This window comes from Catelliglobosispora koreensis DSM 44566 (assembly GCF_000379685.1).
Taxonomy (GTDB): domain Bacteria; phylum Actinomycetota; class Actinomycetes; order Mycobacteriales; family Micromonosporaceae; genus Catelliglobosispora; species Catelliglobosispora koreensis.
The window spans coordinates 166,975-183,487 of record NZ_KB903283.1; the positions used below are offsets into that span (position 1 = coordinate 166,975).

Consider the following 16,513-nt stretch of genomic DNA (forward strand, 5'->3'; position numbering starts at 1 on the left):
CAGCAGTGCCGCTGTGCTCACGGTGTAGAGGTCGCCGAGTTCGGTCCCGTTCGCGCTGCGCACGATGTAGAGCTGGTCCCTACATCATGTGCCATAGGCCGTAGGAGCATTCCATCCACCGGCCGCCGAGTTCACCCGACCAGCCGTGCGGATACCACTGGCCGCCGTATTCACATTGCGTCGCCGGCTTACCCGCCATCGCGGGCGCCGCGGTCGCGGTCATCCCAGCCACGGCCAAACCAGTGATCAGCACGATCCGCACGATGGTGCGCATATCTAGCCTCCTCAACGATGTTCAGCGCAGCGTAGAGGATTTAAGAGATCGACAGATACCGTTTCGCGCGGGCTAGGCATTGAGTCATTTCTGGCTACATCGGTCCCGGCGGGATCGGCTGCGGCGACGGTTCTGGTTGCGGCTGCGGTGGAGGCTGTGGCGCCGGAGGACCGGGCGGGCCCGGTGGCTGCGGCGGCACAGGCTCTGGCGTGGGCAACGGCGGTGTGGGTGGGTTTGGAACGGTCATACCGCCTTGCTTACCCAAACTCACCAGAAAATAGACTGGTTTGTTTAGTTCAGTTCCCGGGCATAACTGTGCCATGACAGTTGCGGGAATTATTTCGGCCATCATAGTCGGCCTTATCGTCGGCGCCCTTGGGCGGCTTGTGCTTCCCGGCCGCCAGAACATCCCGGTGTGGCTCACGATCGTCGTGGGCATCGTCGCCGCCCTCATTGGAACCGCGATCGCTCGCGGAGCTGGCCTGGCCGACACGGAAGGCGTTGACTGGGTCGAGATCCTGATCCAAGTCGCCCTCGCCGCGCTCGGTGTAGCCCTGGTTTCCGGCTTCAGCGGTCGCCGCAGCATCACGTAGAACCTGTAGAAGATTTTGCCCGGGACTCCGCTGAGTCCCGGGCAATTCTTTTGTCCCCCAACGCTAACGGTCAGCCTCGGCGAGGATCAGCCGGACCATCGCCTCGACAGCGTCGCGATGAGACAGACCGTTGTCGGCACATAGGGAACGCCATGTGGAGAAGGCGACCGCGTGCCCGGCCAGCGCTTTGAGCCTCCGGTTCCTCGGCTGGCCAAACGGTGCCAGCAAGACATCGCGTAGCCGCACATCACGTGAGCGCAACCCGTCGCGGTGCGGTGCGGGAAGCGCTTCGATGTCACCGTAGATGCGGCGCAACATAGGCTCACCGTCGCGGTAAAACCGGTAGAGGTCGGCGAGTCCAAACCGCAGCCTCTGCTCCGGCCCAGCTATCTCCTGCCAGGCTTGCGCGTCCGGCGGCCGCTGCTGGCTGAGCCAATGCGCCGAGCAAGCCGCGAACAGAGCCGTCTCGTCGGCGAAGTGGCGATAGACCGTCAGCCGGGTAACGCCGGCCTGCTCAGCGATCCCGGCGATCGTCGTCGCGGCTGGGCCCACCGTGCCGTGCAGGTGCACGGCCGCCTCGATGATGCGCTGCCGCGTGTGCTCGACATGCTCGGCGCGCTTGGCCATCTGATAACTACGAGATTTCGGAGAACGCACGTGTTCACTCAACTCTTGACACCCGCTTCTCGCACCGGTCTACACTTTCAGTGAACAGTCTAGTTCACCTAAATAGCATTCCGGAGGCGAGGTAAGCCGACATGGAAAGCGTTCAAGCTCCAGACCTGACCGTGGTGCGGCCGGGCGATGGCCGGGCCGGCAATCTCGGCTCCATCGGCGTGGTCTTCAAACTCTGGGGCCACCAGACCAACGGTGACGTCTCGGTGGTCGAGCATCCGTTCCCCGTGGGTGCCCTCGTGCCACCGCATCTGCACACGCGGGAAGACGAATACTCCATCGTGACCGAGGGCGAGATCGGGTTCCGGTCCGGCGACCGGGAAGTCGTGTTAGGACCAGGTGGTTACATCACCAAGCCCCGCAACGAACTTCACGCCATGTGGAACGCGGGCAAGTCACCGGCACGCATGATTGAGATCATCAGCCCGGCCGGATTCGAGCTGTTCTTCCGCGATCTGGTCGACCTCGCCGACAACGGGCCACCCGACTTCGCCGACATCGCCAGGATCGCCGAGAGCTACGGCCTCGAGTTCGGGGAGGCGACCTGGCTGCCCGACGTGATCGCCCGCTACGGCCTCAATCCACCGCCCGGCCCACGCTGAAGGCCCGCAAGTGGAGGCCGCCAGCCAGGTTTCGCGGCCCGGCTGACGGCCTCGTGTGCGGAGTTAAAGCTTGCCCGCGCCGGCCCCTGCCGTAACGGATGTCTTTACGGTGCCTACGTTGTCGGCTGTATAGCCGTAGGGAACCGCCGCCACGGAACCATTCGTCTCACACGGCCCGGAGTTGGTCAGCGCGTTGTTGCGGGCCACTAGCCGCCCGGGATCGGATTCCGCGTAACCGCTCGCCGACCAGCACGCCTGCTGCACGTTTTCGAAGACATTAGCTTCGACCAGCAGACCGGCGTTCATGGTGGAGGCTATGGCGTACGAGGAAGTGTTGTTGTTGATGTTTGAGTAGTAGTTGTTGAACACGTGGACGGTTTCGCCGAAGCGCACCCGTGGGCTGCGTTCGAAGGTGTGGTCGAACCAGTTGTGGTGGTAAGTAATGCGCAGGTGCCCCACGTCCTCGCTGGCGTTGCCGTCGGAGTGCCCGACGAGCGAGTTCTTCCAGTGGTTGCGGAAAACGTTCCACGACACCGTGATGTAGTCACCGGCGTGCGTGATGTCGAGCATCCCGTCGTAGAAGTCGGGATCGTTTTCGATCGTGCTCGACATGGTGTTGTGGTCGATCCAGATGTGCGTAGCGTTCTCGATCTGGATCGCGTCACCGCCAACGACACCGCGAATAGACATGTTCTGGATGATGACGTTGGCTGGCCGCATGTCTTCGATGTTGAGCGTGGTGCCCGCAATCCCTGAGCCGGCACCAACGCCGCGGATCGTCTTGTTAGCGGTGATCTCGACCGTGCCTGACCCGGCCAGCATTCCGCTGACCAGAATCGTTCTCGTCCCCGCGGCCTGAGCCTGGGTGCGGAAGTCGGCGAAGGTCGTGACCGTGACCGTAGGCCCACCTGAACCACCCGTCGTGCCACCGCCTTGTGTGGCCCAGCCGACGATCCCGCCCGGTGGCTGCGGACTCGTAGACGGCGTCGGCGACACCGAAGGCGAAGTCGAGACGGAAGGTGACACGGAAGGCGTCGTGGGAGTTGGGCTAGTTCCGGCGGCATCGCTGACGACCACATCGTCAAACGAGCCAGCCGTGTAGCTAGACAGCAAACCTATGCGCCCGTTGGGATAGGAACTGTCCGAAGCGGACACTACTTGTGTTCCGTTGACCAGACCGGCCAGTGAGCTTCCCGTCGCGCTGAGCGTGAGGGTGTGCCACGTGCCGGTCGCGGCCGAAAACGGAACGGAGGCAAGGGTTGTGCTCGCGCCTTTGCGAATCTGCACGGCGGATGGGGTCAGGACGAGCGCATAGAAATTCGAAGTGCTCTGTGCGCGTGCCGCGACACCAATCCCCCGTGACGCGGAGGTGCCGAAGGTGCCCGGCCGCACCTTGGCCGACACCGTGACGGTTGTCCACGACGTGGATCCGGCCAGTGCTTTGGCACTGGCGCTCGCGCTTGACTGCGCGTATACGCCGGAGGACACCGTCCAGCTGCCACCGGAAGTGGTCCAGCCGTTGGCATTGCCGTCGTTGAAATCATCTGAGAACAGCGTCGCCGCGCTCGCGGCGGCACCGATGGTGAACACCAGCGCCATGGCGGCGGCGCTGACGCCGGCGGCCAAAGCCGATCGCCTGCGCGTCGGGACGGATTGCGCTTCCTGCACTGTCAGACCTCCCTGCGTTGGAATGCGCTTTCCCGCCAACGTAAGAAGATAGCCTTAAAACAGTCAATGTGCCCCGTTTGCAGGTTTGTTGCAGCAAAACAACCGCAACACCGACAGCCGGCACGTCGGCCGGCTCCACTTTGGGCAGATATTGCCGGGTTTGGTTCCTCGCCCGGACTCCGCCAATTCGCAGGATTGACACTATTCTATGGCAAGCGCTTTCCAGCGACCAGCTCTCAGACAGCGGTTCCTGATCCTCGGTGGCGCCATCGGCCTGTGGCGCCACCGCAAGCCAAGGGTGGCATAAGTCCTATGTGGACGGTCGCTCTCGCTAGCGGCCGATGTGGTAACCCTGACCCCGCAAACGCCGCGCCCAGCTATACACCGTGTGCGTGGGCACGCCGTAGTGCTCGGCAAGGCCGTTGATCGTTCCGGTGTCCTGGTAGGCCGCCATGATCTCGTCCGGGTCGGGCATGCGGCGGTAGGTGCGGCCGCTGGCCTTGGTCTCGGCGGCGACCTTACGGGAACCGCGAGTCCTGCGGCCGTCGCCTGCCGGGCGGCCTCGCTTGGCCCGCCTGGCCACTGGCGCCTCGGCCGCGACCGGCACGGACCGGTCCTGTGCCAAGGGCTTGCTCTGGCTAAGCGCGTCTGACAGCCACGCCAGAGCCCGCCGCCGGGCGGCCTCATCCAAAGGTTGAAGAACCATGTAAGCCGCTTCGAAAGCGGTTAGTTCTGACACGCTCATGTACGCCTCCTTGCCCTGCAATCACGATCATCATAGCCAGGCGCCATACCGTGCCATCACGCGCAGCTTCACTGCGGGCGGTAGGTGTGGTACTTACTTCTCGTGACCGACCCGAGCCATGGCCCGTTCTCGACGACGGTGGAGCGCCGCCGCAATGATCAGCTCATTGTGTGGGCGGCTGGTGAGTTCGACATGAACGCTGAACTGGGGTTCATGGAAGCGGTCACTTCGGCGGTGGCCAGCAAGCCACAGTCCATGGTCGTGGATCTGTCCAAAGTGGGTTTTCTGGATTCCACCGGCGTGCGGTGCCTCATCGTGGGCAAACGCAGGGCCGAAGCCGCTGGGGTGAGTTTCACGATCCGGGGAGCCCAGGGCATCACCGAAACGGTGCTTTCCATGACCGGGGTCCTGCCCGCCATGGCCAAGCCCGCGGACGATGCGGACGACGCTGAGGCCGAACCCCGTAAAGCCTGGTGGAAGCGGCTACGGCCGCGGTCCTGAGCTAGAGCTGAAAGGTGACGCGGATGCGCACCGGATCAGCCTGAATCTGAATGCTGTCACTTAGCTTGGCCGCTAAGGCGAGCCCGAATCCGCCGACCGCGGTCGGCGACGGCATCACCGGAGCGTCAGCGCCCGGCAGGGCACCGTTGTCAGACACTTCAGCGATCACGTTCGGTCCGGCGGCCCACACCCGTAACTCGCCGGGCGCTGTCGTGTGCCGCAATGTATTGGTCGCCAGCTCGCTAACCACGACTGCCAGCTGCGCGGCCCGTTCCCGGGCCATGCCTTGCTCCAGCGCGAACGACTCCGCGGTTTGCCGCAGACGACGCAAGTCACCTGGATCGCTGTAAGTGACGACCACTTCGCTTTCCCAGTTGTACGACGGTGAACTCATAGCGTTGCTTCTCCTGCACCAACTTTCGTGCCAGCCGGCGCACCCGGTCGGCGTTGTGCATCAAGACTGATGTTCCCCGATGCGCGCTTGTCAATCATTAACCACCGACATGGATTCCGGGTCGTGCCGCTGGGTCTGGGTTCGACACTGCGCAGAATCTCGCGTACCACCGGCGGGGTGTCGCCCCGGCCGAGGATGAGATAGCGCAGCAAATGCAACAGCGGAGAGCCCTCCGACCACTCGAAATAGCAGTGCGGGCGCACACCGGTGCCGTCACGCAAAGCCAGCAGGATCGCCGCGATGGCGTCAGCGCCACGATGAGCAACGTCGCCTGCGGGGAAAGCGCACCCGCGGGCACCGCCAGTTGCTCTTGTTTCTTCGGGCTCATGTTCCTCATCCGCACATCGCTGCTGGCCGCTCGGGCCGCATATGACCTTAGATCAGGGCAGCAAACAGTGGTGCCGGACCTCTATCCTCGCGGCCATGCAACCGATGGTTTACCCCTTCAGCCCGTGGCGCGGCATGTTGTTCCTGCTCGGTTCACTCGTCTTCGTCGCCGGTGGCATCTGGATGTTCACCAGCTCTTCCAGCTTCATGGACCGGGCCGCTGGTGTGGCTAGCGTCGCCTTCTTCGGCATCGGCGTGGTCAAGTTCACCGGCCAGCTCCTGCGCCGTCCGGCCCTGCTGACGCTCAGCGCCGACGGCATCAGCCAGCCAGGCATGCCCTCCGTGGGGTGGTCAGATATCGACCACGTGCGCATAGTCGAGGCGGGCGCGAGCGGGCATTTCTACATCGACATCGTGCTGCGCCACCCGCAGGCCTATTTTGACCGCATCACCGGCCCACGTGCCCAGCTGGCTAAAGCCAATCAGGCTTTCGGCCTGGGTCCCGCCGTCATCTCCAATGTCGTCATGGGTAAAAAGTGGCCGCTGCCAAGGATTATCGACGACATGCGCCAGTTCCACCCCGCCCTTCAGGTGCATCCATAAAGGACAGAATTTTTCCGACGTCGCGCCTGGTTGCTGCCGTCCCTCCCGCGAGGACATTTCGGTCCGCGCGTCCCGGGCTCCTCAAAACCAGGCTAGGGGTGCAGGCGCAGCAGCAGAGCCGGCTCGCGCTGTGCGGTGGCGGTGGTGCCCTTGAGTCGTTTGACCAGTTGCCGAAGCCGGGCTGGGCGCCGCCGCCGGTGCAATCCGATCCACCGGTCACCGTCGGCTTCGGCGACCGCCTGCGCCAGCCGGCCGTCGCCGAAGGCGCGGGTCGCCGAAGTGAGGTCCATCCTGGACGGCCGGGTATCAGCCGGGACGGTCAGCCAGGCCTCCACCGCGTCCGCGAGCCCGCCGACGACCTTGTTTGGCCCGGCGATCCGCCTGCGGGCGGCTAGCCACGCCTTGACGGTCCGCTCGTCGCCGCCGCAGGCGCGCACGAACGTCGCGATGGTCTTCTCCCTCGGGATGGCCCCACGCGACAGCGCGTTAGCGATCGTGCTGCGCGGCAGCCGCTCCCCTGCCGCCAGCGCGCGCCGTTCCAGCTCGGCATAGCTGGTCGCGGCCCAGTTGAACAGGGCGCGCATCGCGGCGAGAAACTGCGCGCAGGTCGCCGCGTCCTCAGGATTCGGCAGGTCAGCGGGTGACGAGTCGATGGACATGCGCCACTGTTACCCACTTCTGGTCATTTCATTACCGTTCGCCGTGGACAGTCAGCGTGGGCTGATGTTTGGCTGCCGCGACGGCTGGGGATATTGGCGCCCGTGCAGGACGATGTCGCCGAGGGATCCGCTGTCACCATCGTTGGTGGCCGGTATCAGCTGTTGGAGCAGACCGGCCAGAGCGGGGTGGCGATCGTCTGGCGTGGGTTCGACGACGTGCTCAGGCGGCCAGTCACGATCAAAGTCCTGGCCCAGCCGGTGGCGGCCGATGCCGAACTCGCCCGCCTGTTGCGCGACGAGGCTCCGGCGGCGGCACAGCTGGCGCATCCCCACATCGTCACCATGTACGACTACGGCGAGGAACCCGCCGGCGATGGGCTGATCATCCCGTTTGTCGTGACCGAACCCGTTTATGGCAGCACCTTGGAAGAGGTGCTAACCAGCGGGCGGCCCGTCCCGTGGCCTGCCGCGGCGAAAGTCGCGGGACAGGCCGCTGCGGGCCTGGCCGCCGCGCACGAAGCAGGCCTCGTGCATTGCGACATGACCGCCGCCAACATCATGCTCACCGCCAGTGGCGCTAAGGTCGCCGACTTCGGTGTCGCGGCGCTCCTGAGTGATTCTCGAACCCCGGCTTTCCTTGCCCCAGAAGGCCTTCACGCCGCTTCGGCACCCGCTACCGCAGCCGCCGACGTATACGGGCTAGGGATCGTCCTATACCGCCTGCTTGCTGGTTCGTCTCCCTGGCAGGCAATGACGCCCACGGGTTTGCTGGAAGCCCAGCTTCGCTTTGAGCCCGCGCCGCTTCCCCGGGCCGCCGGGCTGCCGGTCGAGGTGACGCAGATCTGCATGGACTGCCTGGCCAAAGACCCCGACGAGCGGCCGCCAGCCGCGGCCGTGGCGACCATCCTGCTGGCCATCCATGCCACCGCGACCGGCGAACTCCCCGCGATAGCGGACCGTCCACAGGCGACGGTCGTGCTGGACCGGCGGCGCGCCGCGAGGCGGAACCGACGTCGCGCTATGGCCGTGGCGATTGTCACCGCCGGAGCGGTCGCCGCGCTCGTCCTGCTGTTGCCAAAGCCGGGACTCCTTGCCCCCGCCCCGTTTTCGGCCGGTCCGTTAGGCCAGCCGTCAGCCACCCAACCGGTGCCAACGCCAGCCGTGGCACCGGTTCCTAGCGCTGTCACCACCAGCCCAACTCCGGGCGAGGCAACCAGGCCCGGCAACGGTGCGCCCACGCCGCTACCGCCCACGACGGGAGCGCCGGCCCCGGCACCCACCACCCCGAGCACCAGCCCCACGCCACCGCCGGCCGCGGTGATCGTGCAGGCGACCGGCGGCACGGTGACTGTCAGCTGTGAAGACGCCACGAACGCGGTTGTCACTTCGATGACTCCGGCTGAGGGGTTCACCACTGAAAATGCCGAGACCGGCCCGGCTCGTGAGATCAGGGTCGTTTTCCTGTCGCCTACGCATCAGTCCGAGATCAAGGCGACGTGCCAGGACGGCGCTGTTGACCCTAAGACGAAGGAAAGCCCCATCAACACTGCCGGGCCGTCACCATTTAGCCAACGGTAGCCAGCACCAGCCGCATCGTTTCGGCCAGCTCGCGGCTGGACAGATAATGATGCAGCACCCGTTCATGCGCGTTGCGGCCCAGCACCTGCGCCTGAGGCGGATCGTCCAAAAGCGCCACCGCCGCGTCAGCGAACGCGGATCCATCGGCCGGATCATCAATGAGCACACCGCTTTGGCCGTGCTCGATCTGGTCCTGGATGCCGCCGACTCTGCTGGCGACGACCGGCCGCCGCTTCCACATCGCTTCCGCGATCACTAGCCCGAAGCCTTCGGCTTGGCTCTTCTGGAAGACGACCGCGGCCCGCCGTTGCAGTGCGTTGACGATCGCCTCGGTTTCCTGCAGGTCATCCATAGGCGTGCACACCAGGTGCACCCGGGGCTTGAGGTGCGCGTTCAAGCCCCGATAGGCCGCGACACATTCCTGCATCACCTCGGCGCCTTCGGGATCGTCGGAGACACCGTCGGCGAACGGCCCGGCGATGACCAAGTGAACTTCCGGGTGAGCGTGCGCGATGTGCTTGGCGAAGAGGCTGATGACCCCTTCGTGGTCCTTGAGCCGGTCCCAGCGGGCAGCTTGCAGCAAGAAAGGTGCCTGTTCCGGGACGGGCTCACCGCCGCCGGGCAGCGTGACGCTGTGCGTGACTTCGCCCGCCAGCGCGTCCGCACGCACGTAGGTGGCGGGGGTTTCGGCTTGCCCGGCAACGATTCCAGCGGCTTTGACAATCGCGTCCACTGTGGACGGATCCAGTTCCTGATTCTTGGCCGAGAACGGGTTTATCGACGGCCGGATCACGTGCAGCCGTTGCGGATCAAGGCCGTCCCAGAGGTAGTGCGGCCGCGAGAAGACATACGCGTCGGCGGCACTGACATCGGGCAGCAGAAATCGCCACGCGTGCCGCGTGAAGTCGTTAGGGCTGTCGGTTCCGATATGGCAACGCCAGATCACGTGTGCCCCAGCCTGTTTCAGCAACGGCACCAGCCCGGCCGGCTGCGGGTCATGCACGATAACCACGTCACCAGAGGTAATCATCGGCAGCAGCCTTTCGGCGTTGCTGGCGATGACTTCGTCATAGCATTGCCTCTGCTGGGCGCCCAGCGGCCCACCGTCGCCGCGGAACCCGTGCAGCCAGTTGTGCAAGCGTTTAGTGACATCGAGGTAGTCCGGGGTGGCGTCCATCATCACCCAGCGGCAGGCGATTGCGGCGTCACGCACGTAAGGCAAAGACGCGCTGAGTATCTCGGCTACCCCTCCACCCGACAGCGTTGTGTTGATATTCCATAAGGTGCGCCCGCGCATGGCCTCGCCAGCACGCCGCATGACAGTGTCAGCCTCGGCGAAAACGGGCGGCGGCAGCAGCTGGCCAAAGCGGGCGAACGGCAGCGGAGGTATCTGTGCTTCCTGCATCGGTGATCCCTTCTAGCGTTAGGACGCGGCCGGGCTGGGTGTGCCCGGCGGCGCCGTGGTCGCGGGCGCTGTCGTTGCTGGGGGTGGGGTCGTGGGGCCCGTCGTCGGTGCGGGCGGTGTCGTGGTTGGAGCACCCGGTGTGGCGGTCTGCCCCGGCGACGGTGTCGTGCCGGGAACGGATGGCCCCACCGACGGTGACGGGTCGATCTGGATCAGCGGGGGTTTGGCTGGATCCCGGGGCAGTTCGGGGAGTGCCGGGATGCGGCCGGGCTGAACGCCCCCGATAAGGAAAATGGCGGCGACAAGGGCGACGGCGGCCAAGGCTGCCGCGCCAGTGGCGTAGTAGCCGAACAATGCCGCCATGCGTTCGCGTGCGGCCTCGGTGCGGCGGCGCTCCTGCAATTGCGGGCTGAGCACCGTGCGCGTCGATAGCCACGACATGAACGGAGCCGAGGCGTAAACCGTTCCCTGCCAAAGAAACAGCAACGTCAAGAAGACGGTGCCGGTGACCGCCGACGCAACGGCTGCCGCCCAGAGGACCAGCGCCAGCACGGTTTCGGCCTTAGCCGCGCCCAAGGCGCTCCAAACTGTCTGGTGTTCGGCTTCCTTCGGCGTACGCATGAAGACCGCACGCTTGCGCACCATGCCCTGCGACGTCGCCAGCGACACGGTCCACGACATCGACAGCCAGTTGAGCAGGGCGAGCAGCGAGCGCTTGACCCCAATGCCGGTCAGCTGCCGCAGCGACCACAGCGCGCGGAACAACCCCGAAACCAGAAGCGCCGCGGGCAAAAGCACCAGCGCACCGAACAGTGGCCGGAAGAACGCACCCTGACCAGACAGCGTCAGATACGCGGTGACCAGCAGCACGGCGGTGAACCCGAGATAGAGCACATCGTTGAACCAAACGAGTCCGGTGCCGAACACGTAGTCGAGCCGTTGCCCCAGCGTCAGCTGGTTGGCGCGGGTTCGCTTACCCGGCAGCAAACTGCGCCAGTGCTTGCGCAGAATCTGAATGCCACCAAAGCACCAGCGGAACCGTTGGCTCTTCAAGGCCGCGAAGGTCAGCGGCATGATGCCCCGGCCCATCGACTGTTCCACGTAGACACCCGCATAGCCGGCCTTGAGCATTCGCAGCGACGTCTCGGAGTCTTCGGTGATGCACCACTCCGGCCAGCCACCAAGCTTTTCCAGCACCTGCCGCCTGATCAGCCCCATCGTGCCGGCGAAGATGATGGAGTTGCGCTCGTTGCGTGACGGCATCGAGGCGTGGAAGAAATAGCTGTAGGCGTCATAGCAGGCGGTCAGATAGGCATCGCCTTCGTATTCGCGGTAGTCCTGCGGCGTCTGCACGAACGCGACGTTCTGGTCGGCGAAATAGCCCACGGTCTCCCGCAGGTAGTGCGGGTCAACCTGGTAGTCAGCATCGACGACACCAATGATTTCCACCTCGGGACTGAGATGCTCGGCCATCACGAGATTGAGCGCGCCGGCCTTGAAACCCTCAGCATCGATGTGCACGAACCGCACTCGCGGCCGCCCGGAACAATAGTCAGCCACGGGCTGCCACACCTGCGGATCCTCGGTGTTGTTATCTACTACCAGAATCTCAAGCCGGGGATAGTCGATGCGTTCCAGCGACTTGATCGTCTCGATCAGCATGTCAGCTGGTTCGTTGTAAGCGGGCACCTGCAACGACACCAACGGCAGGTAGCTGGGGTCAGGCGCCATGACGCGCCGCGTCGCGCGAGCACGGCACAGCCGGTCGCAGCCTTCGAAGGCGAAGTACCCAGAGACGATCAGCGCCAGGATCTCGAGAATGAGCAGCAGTAATGAGGCCACACGTCCCCACAGCGACAGGCCGGGCGCGGCCGTCAGGTAGGCGCCTAACGCCACATAGGACCCAGCCGCCGCCAGGTAGCTGCCCATGAACACCTGCCCGGCCGGATTCCAATGCGGCAAGGCCAGCACCACGACCAGGCAGACCGCACCGGTGATCGCCGCCGAGGCCCACATGTTTGAGTCGAGGAATCCCCATAACCGCGCGGCACCCCAGGCACCGGCGACGCACATCACCGCAGCAGCTAAAACACCGGCGGCGCGGGAGGCGAAGCGCAGGCGTTTCCCCGTTAGCAGGAGCAGGAGGGTGGACAAGATCAATGTGGACGTGGCGGTCAGAGCGACAGTCAGCAGCACCTTTAAACCGTTCCCACCCCGCCCCCATCGAAACATGGACGGATGGACGACAGTTCGTTTTGATCGATCGACAGGGGTCATACAGTCCGGCGCATGCGAATCGTTGCCCGATGGATAAGCGCTGCCGCCCTTGGGGCTGTCATGGTGCTGGGGTGGGCGGGCCCAAGTGCCGCCGCCGATGGTGACGGTCTTGAGCTGAAGATCAAAGCCGATGCGGCACAAAGCAATCCGGTCAAGCTGACGTTCGCCGTGACCAACACCTCGGCAGCCGCTTGTGGAGTCTCGACCGCCGCTGAAGGGACCGTGCGGGTTCTTTCGGTGCGAAAGGACGGTCAGGAACTGGTGCCCGCGCTCGGGCGCAGCTTCTATGAGGACGGCATCGGCGACGAGATCGCGGCACGGCTGGTCAAGGCGGAGCCAAAGTCCACTGTGGACGTGCCTATCCTGGCTGTCCGCATCCATGACGGTGACGCACCCGGCAGCATCGTCCTGCGGTCCGTCGCCGCGACACCTGAGGGCGGCGGCCTCGATTCGCTGTGGCCCGTGGGCGCGAAAGGCAAGTATGAGGTGACCGCCGCCTACGCGATGCCGGAGACGACCGGCGCCTGCGCCGGGGCGGCCGCACCACAAACGGTCAGTTTCACCATCGGTGATGCCGCCGCCGACGGCTTCCCGTGGCTGTGGGTCATCGTTGGCGTGGCGGTTCTGCTCGCCGTGGTGGCCGTCGTGGTGATCCTGGCCCGCCGCCGCAAGACTCCCGTTGCCGCGGCGTTGCTGCTCGTTGTCGCGCTCGGGATGTTCCTCTCCCAGGGCAAGCCCGCGCTCGCTGACGTCACCGTGGACCCCACTTCCGGCGTACCCGTTCCAGGTGTGGATTTCCAGAAGGCAGTCGACGGCTGCATGGCTGGCTTCGCCGCCCCCGGCGGTGACCCGTCCGGCATTCTGCCCCGGCTGCAAGACAAGAAGACGCCACAGGTGCGCATCATCCCGACCACGGGTGGCTCGGGCGCCTTTGAGACACCGGAAGGCCCTGCGGGCAAGGGTTCCTCAACGGTCACGTGGAACCCAACGTCCACTGAAGACTATGGCGACGGCGTGCTGCGTGACCCGTGCGCTGCCCTGTATCACGAACTGAACCATGCCGACGACATCTCCAGAGACAAGGTGCCCCAAGGCGATTGCGGCGACACTGGCATCCGCACCGCTGAAGTCAAGGCGACGATGGCCGAGAACAAGTACCGCGTCGCGAAAGGACTTCCGCCGCGCACCGAGTATCAGGGCAAGAAACTGCCCAAGAGCATGGACGACTGCAAGAAGCCCAAGAAGAAAGACCCGCCGAAGAAGGGGCCGGTCAAACTTTGCGAAGGCACGCCCGGCCAATGTGGCGCCACCAATGGCGACCCGCACCTGGTGACCTTTGACGGCGCCTACTACGACTTGCAGGCCGTCGGCGAGTTCATCGCGGTGAAGTCGACGTCTGGTGCGGCACTGGAAGTTCAGGCGCGCCAAGCACCCATGGGCACCTCACGGTCAGTGTCGGTCAACTCGGCGCTCGCGTTCCGGATCGGCACGGGCAAAGTCGAGTTGGCTCTGGTCAACAACAGCACCGAGCTTCGCCTCGATGGTGCGCTGAAGGCCATCGCGCCGGGTGAGATGGCGTTGCCCGGCGGCGGCACGCTCACGAGACGTGACTCCGACATCAGCGCCTCGGACGGCTACGACCTGGAATGGCCAGATGGATCCGGTGCCGCGGTGGACCCGATCGGGCACTACGGCTACCGGTTGCTCATCAAGCTAGCCAGCGGCCGGGCCGGTGCCGTGCAAGGGATTCTCGGCAACTTCGACGGCGACCCAGCCAACGACATCGTGCCCGCAGGCGGCACCCCACTCACGCAGCCTGTGCCGTTCGAAAAGCTCTATCCGTCCTATGCCGACAGTTGGCGGGTCAAGCAGAACGAGTCGCTGTTCACCTACTCCAGCGGGCAGAACACAGACACGTTCACTGACCGGGCCTACCCGGAAAAGCCGATGACCATCGACAACATTGACCCAGCTCGCCGGGCACAGGCCGAAGCCATCTGCCGCTCGGCCGGCATCACGGAGACCTGGCAGTTCCTGGAGTGCGTGTTTGACGTCGCGCTCAGTGGACGGCCGGAATTCGCTCTTGGAACGGCCAGCACGGCCCGGATCGCGCAACACGCCGTCACGCCCATCAGCGCGGCGCCGGTCGCCGCCGGAACGGTCAAGCCCGGCGAGAGCCTGACTTTCACCGGTAAAGCGGGCCAGGCCGTGTTCGTCGACGCCTTCGCGCCCACGGTGCGCAATGACTGCTCGCCTTACAAACTCCTTGACCCGTCAGGCAAGCAGATCAATAGCGGCTGCAACATCAACGGTTCCGGCTACATCGACCGCACCGAACTAACCGTCGACGGCCAGTACAAGGTGACGCTCGACTCAGCCAACGTCACCTCAGGGCAGGCAAGCCTTAGGGTTTACGCCGCTAAGGACATCGCGGCCACCATCGAGCCCAACGGCGCGGAGGTTTTCGCTGACTTGGACCGGCCTGGATCGGTCGCGCGCTATACGTTCACGGGAGTGGCCGGGCAACGGGTGTTCCTCGACGTGCCCGACAGCACGCTTCCGCATCAATGCTCGCCACTGGAACTGCGTGACCCAACGGGCAGGCAGATCGAATCTGGCTGCATCATCAACGGAAACGGTGAGATCGAGGGCACGCTGCTGACCGTCAACGGGACTTATACGATCACGTTTGATCCGCGTGAGCGGGCGATCGGCAACGTCCACATGCGACTGTATGCCGCCAACGATGTCACGGCTCCTATCTCCGCCAACGGGCAGAGCGTCACGGCGACCATCAAACAGCCAGGTTTCGTGTCCCGGCACGAGTTTACTGGTACCCCCGGAATGTCTTTGACCATCGAAGCCACGGACTCGACGTTGCCGGACCAGTGCTCCCCCATCAAGCTGCTCGACCCGTCGGGCAAGTATGTCGACAGCGGATGTGTCATCAACGGCAAGGGCGGCATCGACAGTGTGACTCTCGCCGCGGCGGGCACCTACACTCTCGTGGTTGACCCAGCCGGTGCGGCGACCGGTGTCGTCACCCTCACGATGCGGCAGCGTTAGCCGTCAACTAGGAAAGCAGGGCTCCCCAAACCGGGGAGCCCTGCTTTCCTAGTGCCTGTCAGTAGTAGCGCTCGAGGAGCTTACGGTCATCCGCGTGCGGGTACTTCGACACACTGGCGTGGTCTTCCTTGTACATGCAGCTGCCGAGCGAGTTGTTGTGCCCCAAGCCCAGCACGTGCCCGAGCTCATGGCAGGCGGTCGCCCAGTCGGTGTTCAAACTGCCGCCGTAGTAGTTGTTGAGCTCCACTTTGGCGGTGGCGAAATAGGTCTGCGCCGAGTTGTAGGTCACCCGGGTGATACCCATCCAGCCGTTGTTGCCGTAGTTGCCGCTGTAGACGTGAACGCAGTGCACCGGAGCCCCGTCGCACCCCGCACTCGCTGTCCGGTAGATGGAGTCGATCCCGGAAGTCTTGTTCCACTCGGTGACGGCCCGCCCGACCGGCCACCGTGCGCTGGAGTGGTCCACGAAATTGATGATCGGCCGGACCGCGCCGTTGTACGACCATCGCACGAAACACGTCGTGCCAGACGGCCACGTGCGGGCGATGCCGAGGCTGCATGGTGCCACAGCCATCGTGCTGAAATCGCCCTGCCGCTTGACACTGACGTTGGGCACCCCACTGGAGGTGAGGCTCTGGGCCAGGGCGTCGGGGGTGACACCGGCGGCCGGGGTGTAGATGGTCGCGGTGACTGTTCCGTCAGCGGCCTCCTCATAGGACACCACCGTCGCGGACACGTCCGCCGCGGCAGCGGCATATGCGGGGGCGTTGAACATCATGGTGCTCGCGGCAACGATCGCCGTCAGCGCCATGGGAACGATGTGCTTCCTGCGTAGCACAGACACTCCTGTCAATAGGTGACACTTTCTCGCCTATTGTGGACAGTCGCGCTGGCGCGAACCTGTACGAAACCTGCACGCCACGATGAAACGCCTGGCCCATGCGGGCCAGGCGTTTCATCATCGGGTCAACGGTTGCCGAGCTGTCGCGCTTGCTTGCGGCGCGCCTTGACAGCGATCCGCTTGGCTCCAGCCTTAGGCATCCTCGTCGTCGTCCGCGCCTCTTGCAGCGCGAACATTTCGGTTAA

General features: G+C 64.8%; 15 protein-coding genes and 1 pseudogene. 6 read left to right on the forward strand and 10 right to left on the reverse strand.

The genetic code is table 11. The annotated features are described in order from the left end of the window. Positions 1–79 precede the first annotated feature (79 nt). Entirely contained in the window at positions 80–274 is a 195-nt protein-coding gene (locus A3E1_RS0126440) for a hypothetical protein (RefSeq protein ID WP_020523803.1), read from the reverse strand. A 320-nt stretch (positions 275–594) separates the two neighbouring features. On the opposite strand from A3E1_RS0126440, the gene A3E1_RS0126445 reads away from it, so the two are divergent. After that, complete coding sequence (locus tag A3E1_RS0126445; RefSeq protein ID WP_020523804.1) at positions 595–867, forward strand: GlsB/YeaQ/YmgE family stress response membrane protein; 273 nt, start codon at positions 595–597, stop codon at positions 865–867. A gap of 63 nt (positions 868–930) precedes the next feature. Here A3E1_RS0126445 and A3E1_RS0126450 read toward each other — a convergent pair whose 3' ends face one another. Continuing rightward, complete coding sequence (locus A3E1_RS0126450; RefSeq protein WP_020523805.1) at positions 931–1,494, reverse strand: TetR/AcrR family transcriptional regulator; 564 nt, start codon at positions 1,492–1,494, stop codon at positions 931–933. Positions 1,495–1,625: 131 nt separating this feature from the next. Here A3E1_RS0126450 and A3E1_RS0126455 point away from each other — a divergent pair, with 131 nt between their 5' ends. After that, positions 1,626–2,144 (forward strand): cupin domain-containing protein, encoded by a 519-nt coding sequence (locus A3E1_RS0126455; protein ID WP_020523806.1) that lies wholly within the window; start codon positions 1,626–1,628, stop codon positions 2,142–2,144. A 63-nt stretch (positions 2,145–2,207) separates the two neighbouring features. On the opposite strand, the gene A3E1_RS0126460 is transcribed toward A3E1_RS0126455, so the two are convergent. Together A3E1_RS0126460 and A3E1_RS45115 are read right to left on the reverse strand one after the other, a co-directional pair. Continuing rightward, positions 2,208–3,812 carry a pectate lyase family protein gene (locus A3E1_RS0126460; RefSeq protein ID WP_020523807.1) on the reverse strand — a complete coding sequence of 535 codons (1,605 nt, stop codon included), beginning with the start codon at positions 3,810–3,812 and terminating at the stop codon, positions 2,208–2,210. A gap of 331 nt (positions 3,813–4,143) precedes the next feature. Continuing rightward, entirely contained in the window at positions 4,144–4,557 is a 414-nt protein-coding gene (locus tag A3E1_RS45115) for a hypothetical protein (RefSeq protein ID WP_020523808.1), read from the reverse strand. Between the two features lie 102 nt (positions 4,558–4,659). Between A3E1_RS45115 and A3E1_RS0126470 the strand changes: the two genes are divergently transcribed. Continuing rightward, positions 4,660–5,058, forward strand: coding sequence for an STAS domain-containing protein (locus A3E1_RS0126470; RefSeq protein WP_020523809.1), 399 nt, complete (start codon positions 4,660–4,662; stop codon positions 5,056–5,058). 1 nt (position 5,059) lies between these two features. Here A3E1_RS0126470 and A3E1_RS0126475 read toward each other — a convergent pair whose 3' ends face one another. Next, the gene (locus tag A3E1_RS0126475) at positions 5,060–5,452 is read right to left on the reverse strand and encodes an ATP-binding protein (RefSeq protein WP_020523810.1); all 393 of its coding nucleotides are present in this window, start codon (positions 5,450–5,452) and stop codon (positions 5,060–5,062) included. A 97-nt stretch (positions 5,453–5,549) separates the two neighbouring features. Further along, a pseudogene (locus A3E1_RS48550) lies at positions 5,550–5,760 on the reverse strand (amino acid transporter); the annotation flags it as partial. 175 nt (positions 5,761–5,935) lie between these two features. Between A3E1_RS48550 and A3E1_RS0126480 the strand changes: the two are divergent. Next, complete coding sequence (locus A3E1_RS0126480) at positions 5,936–6,442, forward strand: STM3941 family protein (RefSeq protein WP_157631749.1); 507 nt, start codon at positions 5,936–5,938, stop codon at positions 6,440–6,442. A gap of 92 nt (positions 6,443–6,534) precedes the next feature. Here A3E1_RS0126480 and A3E1_RS45120 read toward each other — a convergent pair whose 3' ends face one another. Then, a complete protein-coding gene (locus A3E1_RS45120) occupies positions 6,535–7,101 on the reverse strand; it encodes a hypothetical protein (RefSeq protein WP_051105164.1) in 567 nt (188 codons plus the stop codon). 102 nt (positions 7,102–7,203) lie between these two features. Between A3E1_RS45120 and A3E1_RS47770 the strand changes: the two genes are divergently transcribed. Then, positions 7,204–8,679, forward strand: coding sequence for a serine/threonine-protein kinase (locus A3E1_RS47770; protein ID WP_020523812.1), 1,476 nt, complete (start codon positions 7,204–7,206; stop codon positions 8,677–8,679). Here the strand turns inward: A3E1_RS47770 and A3E1_RS42190 are convergent. Both A3E1_RS42190 and A3E1_RS45130 read right to left on the reverse strand, forming a co-directional pair. Then, on the reverse strand, positions 8,666–10,084 hold the full coding sequence (locus A3E1_RS42190; protein ID WP_020523813.1) for a glycosyltransferase: 1,419 nt from the start codon (positions 10,082–10,084) through the stop codon (positions 8,666–8,668). The two genes, A3E1_RS47770 and A3E1_RS42190, sit on opposite strands and share 14 nt — an antisense overlap. Before the next feature lie 18 nt (positions 10,085–10,102). Continuing rightward, positions 10,103–12,280, reverse strand: a complete 2,178-nt coding sequence (locus tag A3E1_RS45130) for a glycosyltransferase (protein WP_020523814.1) — start codon at positions 12,278–12,280, stop codon at positions 10,103–10,105. 93 nt (positions 12,281–12,373) lie between these two features. Between A3E1_RS45130 and A3E1_RS0126505 the strand changes: the two genes are divergently transcribed. Further along, complete coding sequence (locus tag A3E1_RS0126505; protein ID WP_040391855.1) at positions 12,374–15,427, forward strand: VWD domain-containing protein; 3,054 nt, start codon at positions 12,374–12,376, stop codon at positions 15,425–15,427. 58 nt (positions 15,428–15,485) lie between these two features. Here A3E1_RS0126505 and A3E1_RS45135 read toward each other — a convergent pair whose 3' ends face one another. After that, positions 15,486–16,265 carry a matrixin family metalloprotease gene (locus A3E1_RS45135; RefSeq protein ID WP_157631750.1) on the reverse strand — a complete coding sequence of 260 codons (780 nt, stop codon included), beginning with the start codon at positions 16,263–16,265 and terminating at the stop codon, positions 15,486–15,488. Positions 16,266–16,513 lie beyond the last annotated feature (248 nt).